This window comes from Pseudonocardia sp. C8 (assembly GCF_014267175.1).
GTDB lineage: Bacteria > Actinomycetota > Actinomycetes > Mycobacteriales > Pseudonocardiaceae > Pseudonocardia.
Genome location: NZ_JACMTR010000002.1, coordinates 2,464,446 through 2,485,628 on the forward strand (window position 1 = coordinate 2,464,446; position 21,183 = coordinate 2,485,628).

General features: G+C 71.9%; 12 protein-coding genes. 4 read left to right on the forward strand and 8 right to left on the reverse strand.

Annotated features, from left to right (window positions below; genetic code table 11):
* Positions 1-20 precede the first annotated feature (20 nt).
* Positions 21-1,442, forward strand: coding sequence for an MmgE/PrpD family protein (locus tag H7X46_RS12135; RefSeq protein WP_186359508.1), 1,422 nt, complete (start codon positions 21-23; stop codon positions 1,440-1,442).
* Positions 1,443-1,562: 120 nt separating this feature from the next.
* On the opposite strand, the gene H7X46_RS12140 is transcribed toward H7X46_RS12135, so the two are convergent.
* The 4 genes from H7X46_RS12140 to H7X46_RS12155 all read right to left on the reverse strand — a co-directional run bounded on the left by H7X46_RS12140 (position 1,563) and on the right by H7X46_RS12155 (position 6,160).
* On the reverse strand, positions 1,563-2,747 hold the full coding sequence (locus tag H7X46_RS12140) for a CaiB/BaiF CoA-transferase family protein (protein WP_222131283.1): 1,185 nt from the start codon (positions 2,745-2,747) through the stop codon (positions 1,563-1,565).
* 26 nt (positions 2,748-2,773) lie between these two features.
* Entirely contained in the window at positions 2,774-4,204 is a 1,431-nt protein-coding gene (locus H7X46_RS12145; protein WP_222131284.1) for an MmgE/PrpD family protein, read from the reverse strand.
* Positions 4,205-4,271: 67 nt separating this feature from the next.
* Complete coding sequence (locus H7X46_RS12150; protein WP_186359509.1) at positions 4,272-5,480, reverse strand: CoA transferase; 1,209 nt, start codon at positions 5,478-5,480, stop codon at positions 4,272-4,274.
* On the reverse strand, positions 5,477-6,160 hold the full coding sequence (locus H7X46_RS12155; RefSeq protein WP_222131285.1) for a GntR family transcriptional regulator: 684 nt from the start codon (positions 6,158-6,160) through the stop codon (positions 5,477-5,479). The genes H7X46_RS12150 and H7X46_RS12155 overlap by 4 nt, the downstream gene beginning before the upstream one ends.
* A gap of 325 nt (positions 6,161-6,485) precedes the next feature.
* Here H7X46_RS12155 and H7X46_RS12160 point away from each other — a divergent pair, with 325 nt between their 5' ends.
* The 3 genes from H7X46_RS12160 to H7X46_RS12170 all read left to right on the forward strand — a co-directional run bounded on the left by H7X46_RS12160 (position 6,486) and on the right by H7X46_RS12170 (position 10,612).
* Positions 6,486-7,271, forward strand: a complete 786-nt coding sequence (locus H7X46_RS12160) for an electron transfer flavoprotein subunit beta/FixA family protein (protein ID WP_186359511.1) — start codon at positions 6,486-6,488, stop codon at positions 7,269-7,271.
* A 46-nt stretch (positions 7,272-7,317) separates the two neighbouring features.
* The gene (locus H7X46_RS12165; RefSeq protein WP_186359512.1) at positions 7,318-8,265 is read left to right on the forward strand and encodes an electron transfer flavoprotein subunit alpha/FixB family protein; all 948 of its coding nucleotides are present in this window, start codon (positions 7,318-7,320) and stop codon (positions 8,263-8,265) included.
* A gap of 73 nt (positions 8,266-8,338) precedes the next feature.
* On the forward strand, positions 8,339-10,612 hold the full coding sequence (locus H7X46_RS12170) for a (Fe-S)-binding protein (RefSeq protein ID WP_186359513.1): 2,274 nt from the start codon (positions 8,339-8,341) through the stop codon (positions 10,610-10,612).
* 828 nt (positions 10,613-11,440) lie between these two features.
* On the opposite strand, the gene H7X46_RS12175 is transcribed toward H7X46_RS12170, so the two are convergent.
* From H7X46_RS12175 to H7X46_RS12190, 4 genes are all read right to left on the reverse strand, one after another.
* Complete coding sequence (locus tag H7X46_RS12175; RefSeq protein ID WP_186359514.1) at positions 11,441-12,418, reverse strand: hypothetical protein; 978 nt, start codon at positions 12,416-12,418, stop codon at positions 11,441-11,443.
* Between the two features lie 87 nt (positions 12,419-12,505).
* On the reverse strand, positions 12,506-17,515 hold the full coding sequence (locus H7X46_RS12180; RefSeq protein ID WP_186359515.1) for a hypothetical protein: 5,010 nt from the start codon (positions 17,513-17,515) through the stop codon (positions 12,506-12,508).
* On the reverse strand, positions 17,512-19,788 hold the full coding sequence (locus H7X46_RS12185; protein ID WP_255426523.1) for a CHAT domain-containing protein: 2,277 nt from the start codon (positions 19,786-19,788) through the stop codon (positions 17,512-17,514). Before H7X46_RS12185 ends, H7X46_RS12180 begins: the two co-directional genes overlap by 4 nt.
* Positions 19,788-21,140: a hypothetical protein gene (locus H7X46_RS12190; RefSeq protein ID WP_186359517.1), complete on the reverse strand. Its 1,353-nt coding sequence runs from the start codon at positions 21,138-21,140 to the stop codon at positions 19,788-19,790. The genes H7X46_RS12185 and H7X46_RS12190 overlap by 1 nt, the downstream gene beginning before the upstream one ends.
* Positions 21,141-21,183: the final 43 nt, after the last annotated feature.

The window sequence follows — 21,183 nt, forward strand, 5'->3', positions numbered from 1 at the left end:
CCGTCACGAGAGGTGACGCCATGCCGAGGTTCGAGAGGTCCGGGTCCGAGGACCCGATGAGCACGCTGTGCCGCATGGTGGTGCAGACCGGCTACGACGACCTGCCGGACGAGGTGCTCCGGCACGCCCGGCACACCCTGCTCGACGCCATGGGCGTGACGATCGGGGGCTCCGGGATGGACGGCATTCCGCAGATCGTGGAGCTGGTGCGGGACAAGGGCGGCAAGCCGGAGACGGTGCTGCCGTTCTACGGCGGCCGGGTCCCGGCCGCCGAGGCGGCCCTGGCGCTCGGCCCGATGCCTCGAGCGATGGACTGCGGTGACCTCCACGAGGAGGCCGGGCACATCAGCGAGTACATCGTGGCGAGCTTGCTCGCCGCCACCGGCCTGCGGCCGGCGGTGACGGGGCGGGAGTTCCTCACGGCGCTGGTGGTCGGCCAGGAGATCCTGGTCCGTGCCGGCTCGGCCTACAAGGTCATCAGCCGGGCGGTGAAGGACAACGACTGCGGGGGCCACTACATCTTCGGAGCGGTCGCCGCGGTGGGCAAGCTGCTCGGGTTCACCCAGGAACAGCTCGAGAACGCACAGGGGATCGCCCGGACGATGACCCAGCCGCACACGATGGGGATCTACGCCCCGGCGACGCTGATGGTGCGGGTGCACCACGGCCTGGTCTGCCAGTCCGCGATCACGGCGTGCCTGCTGGCACGGCGCGGCATCACCGGCCCGCGCCAGGAGGTGCTGACCGGGCCGAACGGTTTCCTGCGCACCGTCCGCTGGGAGACCGACCCGGACGCGCTGACCCGGGACCTGGGGGAGCGCTGGGAGATGACCCGGATCACCACCAAGGGCCACAGCGCCTGCTACTTCTCGCACTCGTCGATCGACGGCATCGTCGAGCAGATGCGTGACCACGGCTTCGGGCCGGGCGACATCGAGAGCATCCACATCGACGTGTCCACCCCCGGGTGGCGGGCGGTGTGCGAGCCGGTCGACGTCAAGTGGGAGCCCCGCACGGTGCCGGAGTGCCAGTTCAGCCTGGCCTACGTGGTGGCGACGGCCGCCGTCGACGGCGTGGTGTTCGTGCAGTCCTACTCCGAACGGGCCCGGGCGAACCCGGAGGTCCGGGCCCTGATGGGGCGGATCCGGGCGACCGAGGACCCGGCGATGCCGGACTGGGGCGCGCGGCTGCGGACCACGCTGCACGACGGGCGGACGATCACCACCGAGCACGTGTACGTCAAGGGGCACCCGGACAACCCGTTCGACGAGCAGGACTTCGTGGCCAAGTTCCGCTCCTGCGTGCCGTTCTCGGCGCTCCCGCTCGCCGACCGGACGGTCGAGGCCATGATCTCCGACGTGCTGCACCTCGAGAAGCGCGACGACGTGGCCGCCGTGCTGCTGGAGCCGCTCACCCCGCAGGCGCAGGCGGCGGGCGGCTGATCCCGCACCGCCGGCGTCCGGGCCCGACCGGCCCGATCCGGCCGGGCCGGGCCGGCACGGCCGGCACGACGAGGCCCCGCCACCGGATCTCCGGTGGCGGGGCCGTCGTGCGTTCCGGGGTCAGCCGTCGGCGTTGAGGATCCCCGCGCTGACCAGCTCGTCGATCCGGGCGGCGTCGTAGACCTCGCCGGCGATCTCGCGGGTGTGCTCCCCGATCCGCGGGGTCGGCCGGCCACGGTCCGGCCGCGCGCCGTCGAACCGCCACGGCGGGCGCAGCAGCTGCATCCCGCGCGGTCCCGGCTCGAACAGCTCCAGCCACTTGGTCTGGGGGTGGTCGACGTAGCCGGACATCGTCAGCACGGGCGCGAACGGCACGTCGTACTCGGTGAGGATCTCCTCCCACTCGTGCAGCGGCTTCGTCGCGAAGACTGCCTCCACGATCGGCACCAGCTGGAAGTAGTTGTCCTCCCGCACCCGGTACGGGTGGAACCGCGGGTCCTCGGCCAGCTCCGGCCGCTCCATCGCCGCGCAGAGGTTGCGCCAGAACTTCTCCGACGACGACAGGTGCACGGCGATGCTCTCGCCGGACGCCGTCGGCATGCAGAAGTTCTGCGCCTGCGGGTGCCGGGTCTGCCGGGTCGGGTCCGCGCCGGTGTCGAAGTACTGGCTCAGCGCGTCGGTGGCCAGCACGCTGACCGACTCCATCAGCGAGGTGTCGACGCGGGTCGCCCGCCCGGTACGGCCGCGCCCGACGAGCGCGGCCAGCACTCCGCTCGCCGTGGTCAGCCCGGTGACGACGTCGGCCAGGATCGTGCCGGTCAGGTTCGCGTGGTCGGGCTCGCCGAGGATCGAGTACAGGCCGCCGAACGCCTGGCCGATCGTGTCGTACGCCGGGCGGTCGCGCAGCGGCCCGCCGTCACCGAACCCGCTCGTCGAGCTGATGATCAGGTTCGGATTCAGCTCCGCGCACACCTCCGGCCCGAGCCCGAGCGCGGCGAGCTTGCCCGGGCGCATGTTCTCCAGGAGCGCGTCGAAGCGGGGGAGGAGTGCCTTGACCAGTTCGAGGCCCTCGGGCCGCTTGAGGTCTACGCTCAGGCTGCGCTTGCCGGCGTTGACCTGGACGAAGTAGGTGCTGCGGTCGTTGTCGCGCCGGCGGAAGTCGTCACCGGCGGTCGATTCGACCTTGACGACGTCGGCGCCGAGCGCGCTGAGCAGCGCCCCGCCCATCGGCATGGAGATGTAGCCGCCGACCTCGAGGATGCGGATACCGGTCAGGGGCTTCTGCGACGGTGGCTTCTCAGACAATGGTGTCCTCACTCGATCGGTCACGGTCACAGCACCAGCCGGTCCACGAGGGCGGCGGCGGGCTGCGAGGGATCCCCGGTGACGATCGCTCTGAGCAGCTCCTCGCTGCGCTCCGCACCGAGCCGCTCGACGGTGAGGTCCCGGAACTTGGCGTCGAGGTCGTCCTGCGAGATCGGATTCTCCGCCGTGCCCTGCGGGTTGTCCACGAACGCGGACTCGCGGGTGCCGTCGGTGTAGGTCACGGTGATGTCCCCGACCCACTTGCCGGGGTAGCCGGAGTCCAGCTCGGGTTTCGGCACGATGGTGATGCGGCGGGCGACGCCGGCGACGTCGCTGTCGTCGGTCAGCTTCAGCCGGCCGTCGAGGTAGGCGTGGTGGGTCGAGTAGCCGTTCCCGTGGCCGGTCAGGGCCAGCGCGACCTGGAAGGGCAGGCTGTACTGCAGCTGCTCGATGGTCTGCGGCGCCCAGGCGTGGGCGTTGCGGTTCCCGACGACGACGTCCGCGCCGGCCTGGATCCCCAGCTCGACGGCCTCGATGTCCTCGGCCCTGCCGGAGAGCGTCCGGGCGGCGTCGAGGTAGGCGTGGTTGCACCCGCAGCAGCAGTACGGCTTGATCCACAGCCGGGTGATCTCGAACGTGCGGTCCGGGGAGAAGGCCTCCGCGGCGTCGTCTCCGGTCGCGCGGCCGGCGAAGCAGGCGAGGTAGCCCTTCGACCCGGTCAGGAACGAGGCCGGGCCGGTGATCCCGGCCGCGGCCATCTCGGCGGCAAGGATGCCGTTGCGGGTGCCGATCCCGGCGTGCAGCCGCTTCACCGAGCCCCCCGCTGAGGTGTACTCGGTGGTGCCGGCGCTGTGGCTCATCGCGATGGACAGCGCGTGCAGGGTCTGCTCGGCGTCGTAGTTCCGCATCTTGGCGACCACGGCGGCGGCGCCGAACGGTGCCAGCTGGGCGTGCGGGTGGTTGCCGCGCTCGAGCAGCTCCGGCGCGGCGAGCACGCCGATGCGGGTGTAGGTCTCGTACCCCGCGACGATGCCGAGCAGGACCTCGCGCAGTGTCAGGTCGTCCTCCTCGCCGATCGCCAGCGCGGCGGACACCACGCAGCTGCCGGGGTGGCTGGAGCTGGCCCGGTGGGCGTCGTCGTACTCGAAGCTGTGGCCGAGCGTGCCGTTGACGAACGCCGCGTCGCCGGGGCTCATGCGGTCGCCGTGGACGACCGTCCGGGCCCGGCCCGGGGCGTGCCGGCTCCGTGCCAGCTCGACGACCGCGCGGCTCCACGGGAGTGCCTCGCAGCCCACCTGGAGGCCGAGCTGGTCCTGCATCAACCGGCGGGCACCGGTCAGCGCGTCCTCGGGGATCGCGTCGAAGGTCAGGTCGGCCACCAGCCGGGCAGCTGCGTCCTCGACCGGGGGAAGGTCGTTCATGTCGCCTCGCTCCACATCGAGCTGTCGTGTCGTCACATCATATATTGTGTGTGCTACGACGGGAAGGGTGAGGTTGCGCCGCCGCTGGGTGCGCGTGCGTGTGTCAGCCGATGACGCCGCGGTCGTGCAGCGCGCCGATCTCGGTGGCGGACAGGCCGAGCTCGTCGGCGAGGACCTGGTCGGTCTCGCGGCCCAGCTGCGGCGCGGTGCCGGGCTCGCCGTGCTCGCCGTTCCAGCGGATGGGGGTGCGGGCGGTGACGGCGGTGGGACCACCGGGGAGCGGGAGGTCGGCGAGCAGCGGGTGGTTGCCTGCCCGGTGCTCGCCGACGACGTGGGTCATGGGCTGGTACTGGCCCCACAGCACGCGGGCGTGGTTCAGCTCGGATTCGACGGTCTCCGAGTCGCGGGCGAGGAACCACGGCTTGAGGACGGCGGCGATGGTGTCGCGCAGCCGGTAGCGTTCGGTCTCGTCGGTGAGGTCGGCGTCGAGGGCCTTCTCCAGGGCGCTGAAGACGGCGTCGGTTCCGGTGACCGTGACCAGCGCGGTCCACTGGCCGGGGGTGAGCGCGACGACCATGACGCGGTGCCCGTCCGAGCAGGCGAAGTCGGTGCCGAAGCTGCCGTAGACGTGGTTGCCGTGGCGGGGGCGGTCGTGGCCGAGCTCGGCGGCCTCGGAGAGCCAGCCGAGGTTGGCCACACCGGCGAGCGCGACGTCGGACAGGGCGATCTCGGAGTACACGCCGCGGCCGGTGCGGGCGCGCTGGAGCAGGGCGGCGAGGACGGTCGTGGAGACGGTCAGGCCGGTGACCAGGTCCCAGGCGGGCAGCACGTGGTTGACCGGGGCGCCACCTTCCTCGCTGCCGGTGATCTGCGGGATGCCGACCTCGGCGTTCACGGTGTAGTCGACGGCGGGCCGGCCGTCCGGGTAGCCCTGGACGCGGACGTGGATCATGTCTGTCCGGCGTGCGGTGAGGACGTCGTTGGCCATCCAGCGGCGGCCGACGACGTTGTCGACGAGCACGCCGCGGTCCTCGCCGGGAGCGGTGGCGAGGGCGAGCACGAGCTCGCGGCCCTCGTCGGAGCGCATGTCGACGGTGATCGAGCGCTTGCCCTGGTTGAGCGAGGCCCAGTAGTAGGACGGGCCGGTGCCGTGCCCGGCGGCGGGCCAGCGTCCGTGGTCGGGGCCGCCGCCGATCGGGTCGATGCGGATCACCGAGGCGCCGAGCTGGGCGAGGGTCATCCCGCCGGTCGGGCCTGCGACGAAGCTCGCGCACTCCACGACCCGCAGGCCCGCGAGCGGGCGGTCGGTCACGAGGCGGACTCCCGGGCGTCCCACAGGCCCCGCTGCTCGAGCAGCTGGATGACACCGTCGGCGCCGGCGAGGATGTGCTTCTCGGTCAGCGAGCGGGCCTTGCGGACGCTGCGGCTGCGGAGAGCCTCGATGAGCTCGGGGTGGTCGTTGTGGGTGGCGGCGACCTGGCTCTCGATCGAGGCGTAGAAGCGGTTCGGCAGGTGCTTCACCACGGCGCTGAGCAGCAGGGTGAGCCGGCGGGAGTCGGCGGCGAGGTTGATCTCGCGGTGGAACTGGTGGCCGAGAGCGCCGAGGGCCTCGTGGTCCCCGGCGTCCTCGGCGGCACGGAACTCCTCGTCGATCTCCTCGAGCCGGGCGATCCGCTCGGAGGTGATCTTCTTGGCGGCGCGGGCGGCGAGTTCGGCGGCCAGCTGGGCCTGGGTCCAGAACAGATCACGGATGTCCTGCTGGGACACCGGGGCGACGACGAAGCCGCGACGGGGGACCAGCTCGACGAAGCCCTCACTGCTGAGTGTGAGCAGGCCTTCGCGGACCGGTGTGTTGCTGACCCCGACGGCCTCGGCGATGGGCTCCATGCGGAGGAACTCGCCGGGCCGGACCTCGCCGGACAGGATCAGCTCCCGCACGTAGCCGGCGACCTCCTCCGGCAGTTGCTGGCGCCGTGAGGAGTTGTCACGCATACGGATCACGTCCTTGGCCATCGCTCGCCCAATCCCTTCATCGAGATCTGAGCATGATATATATCAATGTCGATTATGGCACGCACCCTCCGGGATGTCGGCCGACCGGCCGTGCCGGACGTCGTCGCTCCGACGTGGTGTCGCCCGCCGGGTCGTCGGTGTCGGTCGTCGGTGTCGGCAGTGTGACCTCGACTGCCATACGACGACAGGATCATACATAATGCGTAATCTAAGGCATCGATCCGGTCCGGGATGAGTGGCCCGTCACCGTGATGCGGCGCGGCGTCCCGATCGTGGCTGCCCCATCGACGTGCAGGAGGTCGAAATGAAGATCGTGGCCCTGGTGAAGCAGGTGGCTGACACCTACTCGGAGCGGAAGCTGTCCGAGGCTGATCACACCCTCGACCGGGAGGGGACCGAGGCGGTCATCGACGAGATCAACGAGCGTGCTGTGGAGCAGGCGCTGCAGGTGAAGGAGGCCGCCGGCGAGGGCGAGGTGGTCGTGGTCTGCATGGGCCCGGACGGCGCGTCGGACGCGATCCGCAAGGCGCTGTCGATGGGCGCGGACTCGGCGGTGCACCTGTCGGATGAGGCGGTCCACGGTTCGGATGCGGTGCAGACCGCGCGGGCGCTGGCGTCGCTGATCGGGCGGGTCGAGGGCTGGGACCTGGTGATCGCCGGGAACTCGGCCTCGGACGGGCAGGTGGCCGCGGTGCCGGCGATGGTCGCCGACCTGCTCGGCGTGCCGGCGCTGACGTGGGCGAACGAGCTGTCGGTGGACGGGTCGACGGTGTCGGTGAAGCGGGAGACCGACGACGGCGTGACCCACCTGTCGGCCGGGCTGCCGGCGGTGGTGTCGGTGGGGGAGAAGTCGACCGAGCCGCGCTACCCCTCGTTCAAGGGGATCATGGCGGCGAAGAAGAAGCCGGTCGAGAAGCTGGACCTGGCCGGGGCCGGGATCGAGTCCTCGCAGGTGGGGCTGGCGAACGCGCTGGTCACGGTGACCAGCTCGGCGCCGAAGCCGCCGAAGCAGGCCGGTGAGAAGGTCGTCGACGAGGGCGACGGCGGCGCGAAGATCGCCGAGTACCTGGTCGGCCAGAAGCTCGTCTGAGCACCTGCGGTACCCCTTTACCTGCTTGGTTTGGAGATAGAGAGTCATGGCTGAGGTTCTGGTTCTCGTCGACCACGTCGACGGGGATGTCAAGAAGACCACCTACGAGCTGCTGACCGCCGCGAAGGCCCTCGGGTCGCCGTCCGCGGTGGTCGTGGGCGCCGCCGGCGTGGCCGACAAGCTGGCCGACGGGCTGGCCCAGCACGGCGCGGAGAAGATCTACGTCGCCGAGACCGACTCCACCGACTTCCTGGCCCCCGAGGTCGGGGTGCTGGAGTCCCTGGTCGGGTCGGTCGACCCGGCCGGGGTGCTGATCTCGGCGTCGGCGAACGGCAAGGAGGTCGCCGGCCGGCTGGCCGTGCGCACGAACTCCGGGCTGCTCTCCGACGTGGTCGGGGTGACTGCTGAGGGTGTTCAGCACTCGATCTTCGGTGGCGCCTACACCGCGGAGGCGAAGGCCAACACCGCGCACCCGGTGATCACGGTGCGGCCCGGTGCGGTCGACGTCGAGGCCACCGCGGGTGCCGGGGCCCGCGAGGGCGTCGAGGTGCCGGCGGTGTCCGGGCGGCAGGCCACGGTGACCGGCCGCGAGCCGCTCCAGGGCGGGTCGCGCCCGGACCTGACCGAGGCCACGGTGATCGTCTCCGGTGGTCGGGGTGTCGGGTCGGCCGAGGACTTCTCGGTCGTGGAGGGCCTGGCCGATGCGCTGGGTGCCGCGGTCGGGGCGTCGCGGGCGGCGGTGGACTCGGGCTACTACCCGCCGCAGTTCCAGGTCGGCCAGACCGGCAAGAGCGTGTCGCCGCAGCTCTACATCGCGCTCGGGATCTCCGGTGCGATCCAGCACCGGGCCGGGATGCAGACCTCGAAGACGATCGTCGCGGTGAACAAGGACGAGGAGGCGCCGATCTTCGAGATCGCCGACTTCGGCATCGTCGGCGACCTGTTCAAGGTCGCACCGCAGCTGCAGGACGAGGTCACCACGCGCAAGGGCTGATGTCGGCTCACCGACAAGGCGCGACTCCGGTCGGTGTCGCGGCATCCGGCACGGTCTGCGGACGGAGATGCACATGACCTGGGTGCAGTACACGCTGGGCACCGTCACGGTGGTGTCGGCGATCGTCGCGGTGGTGCTGGTCGCACGCACCGTCGCGAAGATGGTGTCGATCATCCGGCTGGGCCAGCTGGACCCGACGCGGACCGGCCCGTTCGGGCCGCGGTTCGCGACCATGCTCACCGAGACCCTGGGTCACACCAGGATGCTCAAGTGGAGCCACGTCGGGGTCTTCCACTGGCTGGTGATGGTCGGCTTCGGTGGGCTGTTCCTGGCGCTGGTCGAGGCGTTCGTCGAGGTGTGGAACCCGACGTACCACCTGCCGCTGCTGGGCGAGTGGAGCCTCTACAGCCTGTTCGTGGAGATCCTCGGTGTGGGCACCGTCGTCGGGATCGCCGTGCTGATCGTGATCCGCCAGCTGAACAGCCCGCGCACGCAGGGGCGGTTGTCGCGGTTCTACGGCTCGCACCAGGGCCGGGCGTACTTCGTCGAGGCGATCGTGTTCCTCGAGGGCCTGGGCATCCTGGTGGTGCGGGGCGCCAAGGAGGCGCTGGGTGTGTTCGACGTGCCGACCTGGTCGGCGCCGGTGTCGAAGGCGCTCGGGCTGGTCCTGCCGGCCTCGCCGACGCTGGTCACGATGTTCGCCACGGTGAAGGTGCTCTCGGCGACGGTGTGGCTGATCGTGATCGCGCTGACCCCGACGATGGGGGTGGCGTGGCACCGGTTCACCGCGTTCCCGAACATCTACTTCAAGCGCAACGACGACGGCTACAAGGCCCTCGGCGCGGTCAAGCCGATGATGTCGGGTGGCAAGCCGCTGGACTTCGAGGAGGCCGACCCGGACACCGACGTGTTCGGGGCCGGCCGGGTGGAGGACTTCACCTGGAAGGGGCTGCTGGACTTCACCACCTGCACCGAGTGCGGGCGGTGCCAGTCGCAGTGCCCGGCGTGGAACACCGAGAAGCCGCTCTCGCCGAAGCTGCTGGTCAACGCGCTGCGTGACCACGCATACGACAAGGCCCCGTACCTGCTGGCCGGTGGGTCCACGGACATGGCCGGCGACGAGGTCGGGATCACCGGCGACGACGCGGCGGCCCGGCTGGCCGCGATCCCGGAGTCGGCGCGCAAGGAGGCCGAGCGGCCGCTGATCGGCGGCCAGGACGTCCTGGGTGTGATCGACCCGGACATCCTGTGGTCCTGCACGATGTGCGGGGCGTGTGTCGAGCAGTGCCCGGTCGACATCGAGCACGTCGACCACATCGTGGACATGCGCCGCTACCAGGTCATGATCGAGTCCGAGTTCCCGACCGAGCTCAACTCGCTGTTCAAGAACCTGGAGAACAAGGGCAACCCCTGGGGACAGAACGCCAAGGACCGCCTGGAGTGGACCAAGGGCCTCGACTTCGAGGTCCCGGTGTTCGACGGCGAGCTGTCGCCGGACACGGAGTACCTGTTCTGGGTGGGCTGTGCCGGCGCGTTCGACGACGGCCAGAAGAAGACCATCCAGGCCACCGCCGAGCTGCTGCACCGCTCGGGCACCAAGTTCGTGGTGCTCGGCCCGGAGGAGACCTGCACCGGTGACCCGGCCCGGCGCTCGGGCAACGAGTTCGTCTTCCAGATGCTCGCCCAGCAGAACGTCGAGGTCCTCAACGGCGTGTTCGAGGGCCGCGAGCCGGGCACCCGCAAGATCGTCACGACCTGCCCGCACTGCCTCAACACCCTGGGCCGCGAGTACCCGCAGCTCGACGGGCACTACGAGGTCGTGCACCACACCCAGCTGCTGAACAAGCTGGTCCGCGACAGGAAGCTGATGCCGGTGTCGGCTCCGGCCGGGGAGGGCTCCGGCCCGGTCACCTACCACGACCCCTGCTACCTGGGCCGGCACAACGAGGTCTACGAAGAGCCCCGCGCCCTGGTCGGCGCCTCCGGCGCGACGCTGTCGGAGATGCCCCGGCACGCCGACCGGTCCATGTGCTGCGGCGCCGGCGGCGCCCGGATGTGGATGGAGGAGCGGATCGGCAAGCGGATCAACTTCACCCGCGCCGAGGAGGCCGCCGAGACCCTCACCCAGGCCGGCTCGAACGGCGAACCCTCCGGCACCCTCGCGGTCGGCTGCCCGTTCTGCCGCACGATGATGACCGACGGCGTCAACCAGACCGCCGGTGAGGCCGTCAAGGTCCAGGACGTCTCGCAGATGCTGCTCGCCGCCGTCCGCCGCGGCGACCCCGCCCCGGAACCCGGCACGCCGCCGGCCATGGGCGCCGCCGCAGACCGGCCGGACGGGCATTGACGCGGTGTCCGCCGGAGCTGGCGACCTGCCCGGCCCGGTGAAGGATCGTCCCCGTGCGCCAGGTTGCCTGGCGTAGCGTCAGCCCTGTCCAGGTCGCGGCCTCGGATGAGAGCACGAGCATCTGATGGATCTTGGCCTCGAACTTCATGTCGATCTGCACGGCTGGAGGAGGTGAACTGTCGCGGCTTATTTCCTGCAGAGCAGCGTGGTGCCGGTCGTGGTGCGAACGACGGGTGCGTGGTGCGAATCGTGCGACCGGTGTGGAGGCAATCTGCGACCATTGTTGCTGGTCAGGGCCTTGGTCGTCGGTGAGGAGCTTCCTGGGGGTCAAGGGGTCGCAGGTTCAAATCCTGTCGTCCCGACGCAGGTCAGGCCGGGTATCGAGATCATCGGTACCCGGCCTGACAGCTTTCTGGGACAGCAACGGCGTCATCCGCCCAGCTCCTCGTCCAGCTGATCGAGTGCAGTGCGCTGGGTATCCAGGTCGTGTGGCCGTAGACGTTCATTGTCGTCTCGGCCGGCGTGCGGCTGGTCGCCGTGGCCCGCCTGCTCACTGAGGACACGCGGGTGCTGCCGTGCTCACACCTGGACCCGGGACCATGTCCGGACGCAGGAGCTGCTATGACGGAACTGAAGTTCGGCGGTGTGGTGTCGGCCGGTGCGGGAACGGTCACGCTTCGCGCAGGCTCGTGGCGCGGGTCGGGCCCCTGTTCAACAACTGTTCCCGGTACCCGACCGTCCGACGTCGGCGACGTCGGGCCGGGCCGGCGACATTCAACCGGCCCTGCGCGCCAGTGACCAGCGGCGATCGTCCGGCCATCGCGATCGTCATCGGCCGCTGCCGAGCAGCCCGCCGAGCGTGAGATCGCGCAGTCGCGGATCATCGGGGTGCGCGAGCCGCGTGCTGGCGAGGTCGCTCAACGACCGGTCGGCGCCGGGCACGATCCCGTGCCGGTCGAGTGCGTCGAGCTCGTCGGCCACCAGCAGGGCGACGCGTCTGCGGTCGCCGGGGGTGAGGTCATCGCTGTTCCATGCGCGGGCGATCGCGTTCTTGCGTACGTCGTCGTACGTGTCACGGTGCCCACGGATCAGGGCGTCGCCGGCGGTGCGGACAAGAAGATCCAGCTCGGGGAACCGCCAGTCGTCGCGCTCGGTGCGGCACTCGATCCGGACGACGAGGTAGTCGAGTCCGACAGGTGGCTCGCACGACGTTGCGCTACGCAGATTCAACTGTCCGTTGTGGATCTCGGGCACCCCGGCGAGACCAGCCTCGTTGCTGTTCAACACGACGAGGTGTCCGGGGCGCAGGACGTTCGGGCCACCGCCGGGGCTGACCATCGTCGCGTGCAGGGCCAGTGCCGGCGCGCTGCCGGTTGCAGACACCACGGTGTCGAGTCCCTCGGAGACCTTCTCGGCGATGCTGGCGGCTGTGGCCAGCGGGGGCCCCATCAGGGCGGCGAACCCGCCGAGGAGATCGATCGCCGTGCCCAGCGGCCCATCCTCGCGAGCCTCGTAGAGTGCGGCTTCGACCTCGACGGTTCCACCGTTGAACGGCAGCAACGTCGTGATCGGGAAGTTGAGCTGGGCGCCCGGTGCGCGCCACGCGTCGGGTGGGCGGTTCAGGGTGGTGAACGTCGCCCTCTCCGAGCCGAGGAAGGTCAGTGACACTCCGCCGTGCAGCAGCGGGAATCGGTCGGCTCCCCACGTGCGCGCCAGCCCGAGGAACCCTTCCGCCAACCACATCCGCAGGTAACCGGCGTACGGCTGGATCGGTGGCGCGTCGTCGGGTATGAACCGCACGGTCACGTGCTCCGCGTTGGCGACGAACCACCCGGCGATGCGCTTCCACATCCCCTGGACGACGGTTTGGGTCATGGCGGTCTCCTGTTCGGTTCATCGAGATGTGACTCGTCGCGCGTTGGCGAACAGCAGGACGTCGCGCTCAGCCGGGGCGCCGCCGGCGGCGTTCGAGGCTGCGGCGATGCGGGCCCGTACGTCGAGTGCGAGATCGACGATGTGTACGGGGTGGGTGCGGTGCCCGTGGCGGACCGTTGCGGACCAGCAGGCGGAGGCGACGTCGGCCGCGACGGTGTCCGGCAGCGGCGGCACGACTAGTACTGCACCGGCGCCGGCGTCGCGGAACTCTGCGGCCAGATCGACCATGCCCTCGTACTGCTCGTCGAGCCGGCGGGGCGGTCCGTCGACCGGCTCGGCCTGCAGCACGACCAGGGCCGTGTTGTCGAGGGTCAGATCGTCCGGTCCGACCAGCTCGTCACCGAGGAAGGTACCGCGACCCTGCCGCTGGTACTCACCCTGTGCGGGCGCCCCGCCGGCGACCCGGAACCGGACTCCGGCCGAGGTGGGCACCGGGACGCCGATCAGGTGCTGGACGGCCGTCACACGGTGGCGCGGCCGGACCTCGCCGCCCGCCCGGGCTGCGTGCCCCTCCGGTACCAGGTGCCACGGGCCGCGGTAGTCGGACCCGATCGATGTGCCACGCGCCACTGGACCGGGCCAGACCTGCCAGGTCACCGGCGGTTTGGCCTGGCGGAATCGAATGCCCAGCGGGCTCGGTGGAGACGCCCCGCTGGTCGCGTACGGGTCGGGAGACCCGCCCCGCCGTGGGGCGAGGAGGACGACGATGGACCGGGTGGCGGCCGGGCGTCGGGCGGCCGCGCCCGCCAGGTCGAGTACGAGCGCACCGGACGTGGCCCGTAACCGGCACTCGAGCCGGTCGCCGCTGCCGGTGATGGCGACGACGAGCTGGTCCATACGTGGTCGGCGAAGGTGTGCCCAGCCGCGGGCGAGGTACGGCAGGGCGCGGACCAGGAGCACGATCGAGCCGGCGAGGACCAGCACGATCACCGCGATGCTCAGCGGCGTCGCGCCGTTCGAGCCGGTGGGCACCGGCACAGTGGTGGGCGCCGGCGCGGTGGTGGGCGCGGACGGCGCGGATGGCGGCGAGCTCGCGACTCCGAGCCTCAGGGCCAGCACGACCAGGACCGCCGAGAGGACGAGCGTGGCGGTCACGGTCGCGATGACCCACGGCCGCCCTGGCCGGGACAACCTCGCCGGTGGCGCCGGTGCATCCGACCGTGGACGGCGCGCGGGTGGGGGAGGCAGACCTGCGGGCAGCCCCGACATCGGGCCGGCCACGGACGGAGGCCACCCGGGGGAGGCCGACTCGACCGGGATTGCTGCAGCCCCGACGGGATCCTGCGGCGGGTCGACGCGGAGCTCGGGCGACGGTCCGGTGGCCCGCGGTAGCGGACCGCCGTCGAGCAGGCGGACGGCCAGCTCGGCCCGGTCCGCCCACCCCGTCGCGTCCGTGGCCGCACGCAGCAGCGCCCCGATGGCGACGCGGTCCGTCGCGGGTACCGGTCCGGCGTCTACTCCGGCGCGCGCGCAGCAGAGGACCCGAAGGGTCGCCGCCCGCCCGGCCAGCAACGGATCTCCGGCTGCGGTCGCGCGGTCGGCGGCGAGGCGCAACAGTCCGATCGCCGCCACCGGCAGCCGCAGGCTCAGCAGCTCCCCCTCCGCGAGAGCGGCCTCCGCCACGGCGCGGTCCGGCTGACCGTGGGTGATCGTGTCCGCCTCGGTGGGCCACCCGCACAAGGCGGCGACGCGGAGCGCCGACGCGAGGCCGCGACGCTGTCCATGGTCAGTCGGTATGGCGGCCCGGGTCAGCGCCTCGAACAGCGCGGGCTCGCGCGCGGCGAGATCACGGACGTCCTGGCCATGACACAGCGCGTACTCGAGGCGGTCGACGGGGGAGGTGCCCGGCGGCGGGGGATGCTCGGCGATTCGGCCGATGGGCGCGATCTGGGAACGCAGCCAGGTCGCCCAGTCGCCGGCATCGGCGGGCTCGCGCGGGGACTCGCCTTTTACCAGGGCGAGTGTCGCCCACGCGTCGAGCCGATCCTGGCCCGTGCCGTCCCATGCCATCCGGTGCACCGACGAGGTGAACGAGGTCGTCCGGAACTGCCGGCAGAGCCCGATCAGCGCCGACTCGCAGTCGGCGATCGTGGCCGGGTCCTCGCCGTCGGCGACGGCTTGCTCCCGGCGTTCGCGCAGGGCCGCGGCCGCGGCCGACGGATCCCCCACGGCAGCGGTCGCACGGGCGACGGTGGTCTGCAGTGAGGGCACGGCCGCATGCCACGGGCTCGTCGGTCGCTGCCGTGGGGTGTAGCGCTCGACCCCCGCGGTCTGCGCGACGACTCCCGGGTCGACCGGATGCCACGCCAGGCGCGCCGTGATCGTGGCCGAGGCGAGCCGTTCGGCGTCGATGTCGGAGAGTTCGGTCAGGGCGTCCGACCGCCACGTGTCCAGCGGGAGCGGAGTCAGCTCTTCGCCACGCGCCATGGCGAGGACGATGCGGGCGAGTCGGGGCCGATGGCGAAGTCCTGGCGGTGGTCCCCAATGCGCGTAGCGATGCGGCTCGACCGGTGCGGCGTCGGTCAGTGCGAGCGCCCGCTCGACGTCGGCCACCGCACCGACGAGATCGCCGCGTGAGAGCCCCTGCCACGCCCTGATCAACCGGGCCGAGGCGGCGATGTCGCGCGTGGCGGACGTGCACAGCTCGTCGAGCGGCACGCGCAGCGCGGCCGGGACTGAGGTCGGGGCGCGGCTCAGCTCCTCGAACGCGGCGATGGCGGAGTCGTCAGCCCCCACCGGGCGATCGGACCAGACCAGGCTCAGACGTGCGATCGCGGCCGGGTCGCCGGTCCCCGTCCGCGCGCAGAGGGCGCGGAAAGCGAGCAAGGCGGCGATGATCGGGTCGGGGTGACGTCCGGCGTGCCGCGCCACCTGGTCCCACAGCGCGGTACGACCCGGCCGCCCGCGGCGTGTGACGGCAGCTGCCTGGGTGGCGTGGATCGCGGCCAGGATCGTCGGGCCCTCCGCGGTGGCACGCGCCAGCTCGGCGGCGGCGGCTCGGGCGGTGGCGTGCTCGGCCCACGACCACGCCGCCGGGCCGGCGACGATCCGCCGTTCCAGCTCGTCCCACAGCGTCCCGAGATCGTGCACCGGGAGCAGCCGGATCGCGGTCTCCAGCGCGGTGATCCCGGGCTCGTCCATCGGCCCGGCGCGCAGGTACGCGGCCATGTCGGCACCCAGGCGGGCCCGGTCCAGCGGGAACCGTTGCGGATGGGCTGCGATCACCGCTCGCAGCCGGGGGCGGAGCTGACCGTCGATCTCGACGGTGTGCGGGCGGCCGGACTCGTCGAACGTCACGGCCGAGACCCACTCCTGCGCGGCCAGACCGGAGAACGCGCCGTCGGCGTCGATTCCGCGCCGGTGCAGCTCGGGGCCGATCAAGCTCCGGTCGAAACGGCCCAGCTCGACGGCGGCCGGCAGGCTGTCGCGGACGGTGCTCGACGGCAACCGGGCGATGATCCGCTGCTCCACGTAGGGGTCGCCGGCGGCGGTTCGCAGTTGCTCCGCGTCGAGATCGGGCTCAGCGAGTGCCCAGTCGCAGTAGCCGGCTACCTCGAACGGGTTGACGGTCGGACTACCCGGGATCGTGCTGCGTTCCACGATGGCGGCCCGCAGCGCGGGCGACACGGTGTCGCGGGGGTCGCGCAGCTCGAGGTAGGCCTGCACCTGGTCGGGGTCGAACCCACCGAGTGGCTCGACCCCGAGGTACGGTCGCGGTTCGAGGACGAGGTCGTGCCTGGGGGCACCGTCGGGGGGTGGCACCAGCCACCGACGTCCGGCGAGCACGACCCGCACGACGGGGGCGCGGTCGTGGATCCGTTCCAACATCGCGAACGTCGCGTCGACCGCGGCCGACCGGCCACCGGGCGGGTGCAGCTTCGCCAGCTCCTCGCAGGTGTCGAGGACGAGAACGACGAGGCCGCCGAAGGCCAGCACGTACCCGGTGAAGGCCTCGACCGAGTCGTCGAGCAGAGCCGCGACGTCTCCCGTTCCCGGGTCGGTCGACGCCTCGTGCAGCCGTGCGACGACGTCGTCGAAGTGCCGGTACCGGTACTCGGCCTCCCGCGTGGTGTTGTACGGCGCGAGCTCGCCTGCGAGTGCCGCCAGCAGCTCACCGGGACGGTCCTCGGGGTAACGCGGGTCGATGTGGTCGAAGTCGATACGGGCGATCGGGAACGGCGACATCCCGGCCCGGGTCGCGAACCGACCCGAGCACAGGTCGCGGATCGCCATCGTCTTGCCCACACCGCCGTCCCCCAGCAGGTGCAACGCCCACATCGACCCGTCACCGCCGAGCAGCCGCCCGATCGATTCCTCCAGCCCGGAGCGGCTGAGGTAGTAGGTCAGGCTCCGGGCGTCGAGCGCCTCGCGGTAGGCACGGTCGATCCGCCAGCGCGCGCGCCGGGTCGCGGAGCCGAGCGGACCGCCCAGCAGATCCGCGAGGGCCTGGGCGGAGCCCACGGTGCTCAGCGCCTCGGTCGTCCGGTCGTGCGCCACCAGGTCGTCGACGGCATCGAGGAGGCCGCCGCCGGTGACGTCGGTGAGCTGGTCGAGGACCCGCAACCAGGGGCGGAGCTGCGTGTGCGTCGACGGTAGGCCGCGCAGGATGTCCGCCAACGCGCGCAGCCGATCGGTGAGCGCCGCCGTCGACGCACCGGCACGCAGCAGCTCGCCGACCTCGCCGCGCACGGAGCCCGGGAGCCAGAACGCGGTGATGGTTCGACCGTCGGTGTCGACGTCGTCGCGTCGGGTGAGCAGCCCGGCCGCCTCCAACCGGTCGAGGAGCAGCCCGAGCGGCGTCGGGTCCGGCGGCGGTGGGAATCCGGCGGCTGCGGCCAGCGGTCCGGTCCACTCCGGGAGAGCGGCCAGCCAGAGCAGCGTGTCCGGCGCGAAGCGGGACAGCCTGCGGCGGCGGAACGCGGCGACCTGCTCGTCGAGATCGGTGCTCGGTTCGGGGAGCGCGATCACAGCCGGTATCCCGGGTTGTTGTCGACGTAGGTGCTCCAGGCTCCTTCGTCGTCGTCGCAGCGGAGCTTCTTCCAGTACGCTCCCTCGTCCGCGGCGGCGTACAGCCGGTCCCACACGATCGTCGGACGGCCAGCGAGCCCGCGCAGTCGCTGCTCCCACTCCGCGACGGACTCGGGCCTCGGCGTGTAGACGCCGCCGAAGACGGGATCGATGTCACGACGAGCCGTCCACGGGTGCAGCAGGACCCACTGGTAGCCGACGACGCGTTCCTCGGGGGTGAGGTCGTCCAGGGGGTAGCGACGCAGGCCCGTCGTGGCGTTCCGGCACCACTCGTCCACCGTCGTGCCGTCGCACTCCGTCGTGGAGGCGGTGAACACGACCGGGGCCGGCCGCTCCCGGCGTCCGAGGCCGTAGGCCGGATCGAGCATGTCCAGCAGGAACCGCAGGCCGCTGCGCGGTGGAGCCGCCCACGCGTGCACGTCGTCGCACAGCACGAGGACCCGCGTGTGCTCCCCGAAGGGCGCGCCCCATCCCGCTGCCCGCTCCGCGAGCCGCGCGAGGTCGGTGGCCAGCAGGTCGCGAACCGCCGCTGCGATCAGCTCGCCCGGAGCGTCTCGTAGCTGCAGCAGCCGACGCCGGATCGACGCGCGAGCCAGACCCGGCTCCGGTTGCGCGAGGTCGGCCTGCAGGTCGGACCGCTCCTCGGGAGTCAGCTCGGCCAGCAGCGCCAACGGTGCGAACGGGTCGATGCCCAGCTGCTCGGTCATCGTGACGGCCGTGTCCAGGAGAGTCTGAACGAGTGCCCTGCCGTGCGTCGGCGTCTTGGTCGCCTCCTGGAACGGCCCGAGCAGAAGGGGAACGTGCCCGTCGCGCAGCGCGCGCCAGCCGATCTCGCGCAGCAGGCGCGGCCCTCCCAGTCCGGCACTCGAACCGTTCGCCAGCACGGCGACGACACCCGTCGGCTCACCGGTTCCGAGCGTTGCGTCGGCTCGGGCGAGGATGTCGGCACGGCCGATGAAGACCGGTTCCTGGCGGAGCCGCAGCGAGTTCGCCAGCGCCGTCAACCGGCCCGACCGCTCGGCGTCGATCAAGCGCTGACCAGGATCGATGTGCTCGGCGAGGAACAACGCCGGCAACGCCCAGTCGATCTCGGTGCTCGGCTCCGCGCTGCCGATCAACGCGGCCCGGCGACCGTGCGCCGAAGCCTGTACCACCGGCAGCCCCCGGTGCAGTGCTGCCGCCAGACGCCGGGTGTAGAGGCGACACGCCGACTCGCGGATCTCGCCTGCCATCGCCGATACGACGGGGATTCCGCCGGCGACCAGCTGGGCGGCCAGTGGCGCGGTGTCGGTCGGGTCAGCAGGCTCGCCGGCACCTGCCCCGCCGGGTCCCGCCGTGTTGCAGGCCGACAGGGCCACCGCGACCGGACGGTGCTCGGTACTGGTCATCGCGCGGATCAGGGCGGCCGCGTCGGCCTCCCGTTCCATCCCGTCGTCGCCGCGCAGCATCAGCGCGCCCCGCCCGCCGTCGATCAGCACACCGTGGGCGACGAGGTGCACCAGGTCAGGTTTCCATCGGGCACAGGCCTCCTGCAGGTCGGCCACGGAGATCGCGTTGACGGCCCGCGCCCGGCAGTGGCCGGCGGAGTCCAGCTCCTGCAGCAGACCCATGTACATCGCGCCCGGACGGATCGTCGGGTCCGTCAGTGCCACGCTCGTGGCGAACAGCACGGACGGCACGCCGTCGATCGTGCCCACCGTCCGTGGTTCGGCCGGGACCAGCCGCGTGATCGCGACGACCATGTCGGGGTGGCCGGCGAGCGGCGCCCGGGTGTCACGCATCGACTCCCACACCATCCGGTGCAGGTCGGCTGCGGTGGCCGGCCAGGACAGCGCGAGTTCGACCGCATGGTCCACACTGATGTCGGGATGGCCCAGGATGACCTCCCAGGCCTCGCCGAGCAGGCATTCGAACAGCCACCGACCGTAGTCGCGCACATCGTCGGGGTCGTTCCGACGACGTCGGATGCGACTCAGCAGGGCGGCCAGCGCTTCGGGATCGCCCTCGCACAGCGGCGCGTGCGACCCAGCCACGGTGCCTGCCCGCTCCGGTGGCAGAGCGGGGACCCGACGCCCCGCGACGTCCGCCGCTGCCATCCGGTAGGGGGCGACCAGGTTCGTGCCCGGCGCGCCGCGGTGGGGCCCGACGAGCCGGACCGTCACCGTCCATCCGGCCGGACCGATCTCCTCGACCCCGACCACCACCCTGTGCATCACGGCCCCACTCTGGTCCCCGCGGTCGTGAAGAGGTGAGCGGTCAACCGCTCGGCGACGGCCACCGTGTCGGGCGGAGCCTGCGCTGCGAGTACGCCCGGCGGGCCACAGGAGGCGAGGAGCTCAGGCAGGGTCGCCGCCAGCCGGTGCCGGCGAGCCGCGACGTCACCGCCACCGGCCGCCTCCTCGACCAGTTCGCGGTAGGCGCGGACCCCGCCGGCGATGCCGTGTATCGCCGCCGTGGGGGCCTCGCGCCCGGGGATCGTCGGCCGTGCCGAGCGCAGCGCGGCCGTCCACCGCGCGACCGGGCCGTCGGCACCGAGAACGCCGGGAGCCCAGCCGCACACCTCGCGCAGGCTGATCCCGCCGACGTCGAGCGTGGCCAGCGCCTCCGCCACGGCCTGGGTTCGGTCGAGGTGGGCGGCGAGCGACTTACGGACCGGTGGCTCGACGATGGCCGGATCGACCGTCGCCAGCCATTTCCCGACCTCGCTCGGTCCCGGACCCGCGCCGGCCGCGCCGGCAACCTCGGCCAGCGCGCCGAGCAACGCGGTGCGCACCAGCGGCGGGGGGTACCGACGGCGCGCCGAAGGCATCGTGGCAATCCGGCCCGGCGGGCCGTGCTGCAGTTCCTCGACGGCCCATGCGGCGGCAGAACCGACGCTGAGAACGGCGAACGCATCTGCGAAGATCTCCTGCGCCCACGCCGCCCAGCACGGCTGGTGCTCACCGGCCACGTGGCCGACCGCTCCCACCGCGTCGCGGGTCCGCGCGATCGGATCATCGCCGAGCTCGTGGTGAATGTGGTGTGCGGTCTCGTGTGCGGCCACGACGAGCCACCACGGCTCGCTCCGGGCGGCGGCCGGCAGCGCGACGATCGGGATCGGCAGCTCCCGGACATACTCACCGATCACCGTGTCGTCCGCGGCACGTAGGTCCGACGGCACCGAGACCCGTGGCGTCGCCAAGGCGTCGAAGCGCACGTCCAGGTAGGCGAGCGGGCCGGGAGGAGCCGCCTTGTCGAGGGCGCCGAACGCTCCGGCCCAGCAGCTGCGGATCACCTCGTCGGCAGCGCGCAAGGTGAGGCCACCGGCGTCATCGAGACGCTGGTCGTACTTGTCCCGATACCATTCGAACAATCGGCGGACGATCGTGAGCCGCTCATCGGATTCCCGGCACCGCTCGTACACCTCGCCGCTCGGCCCAGCGGGATCGACCGAGTCCACATCGGCCCGGATCGCCGCGAGCATCCGGTCGAGCACGGCACGCAGGGCCGTGAAGTGTCCGGTGAACCGCGCGAACCGCGGGTCCGCAGAGCGGATCCCCAGCCATTCTCCGACCTGGCCGCTCACCTCCGCCGTGCTCCGGTGGCACCGGGCAACGCGCTCACGAGGC

Coding starts and splice junctions, on each gene's coding strand:
- H7X46_RS12185 (WP_255426523.1), bottom strand. CDS start 19,788: ATGCACAGGGTGGTGGTCGGGGTCGAGGAGATCGGTCCGGCCGGATGG.
- H7X46_RS12165 (WP_186359512.1), top strand. CDS start 7,318: ATGGCTGAGGTTCTGGTTCTCGTCGACCACGTCGACGGGGATGTCAAG.
- H7X46_RS12155 (WP_222131285.1), bottom strand. CDS start 6,160: ATGCGTGACAACTCCTCACGGCGCCAGCAACTGCCGGAGGAGGTCGCC.
- H7X46_RS12135 (WP_186359508.1), top strand. CDS start 21: ATGCCGAGGTTCGAGAGGTCCGGGTCCGAGGACCCGATGAGCACGCTG.
- H7X46_RS12160 (WP_186359511.1), top strand. CDS start 6,486: ATGAAGATCGTGGCCCTGGTGAAGCAGGTGGCTGACACCTACTCGGAG.
- H7X46_RS12170 (WP_186359513.1), top strand. CDS start 8,339: ATGACCTGGGTGCAGTACACGCTGGGCACCGTCACGGTGGTGTCGGCG.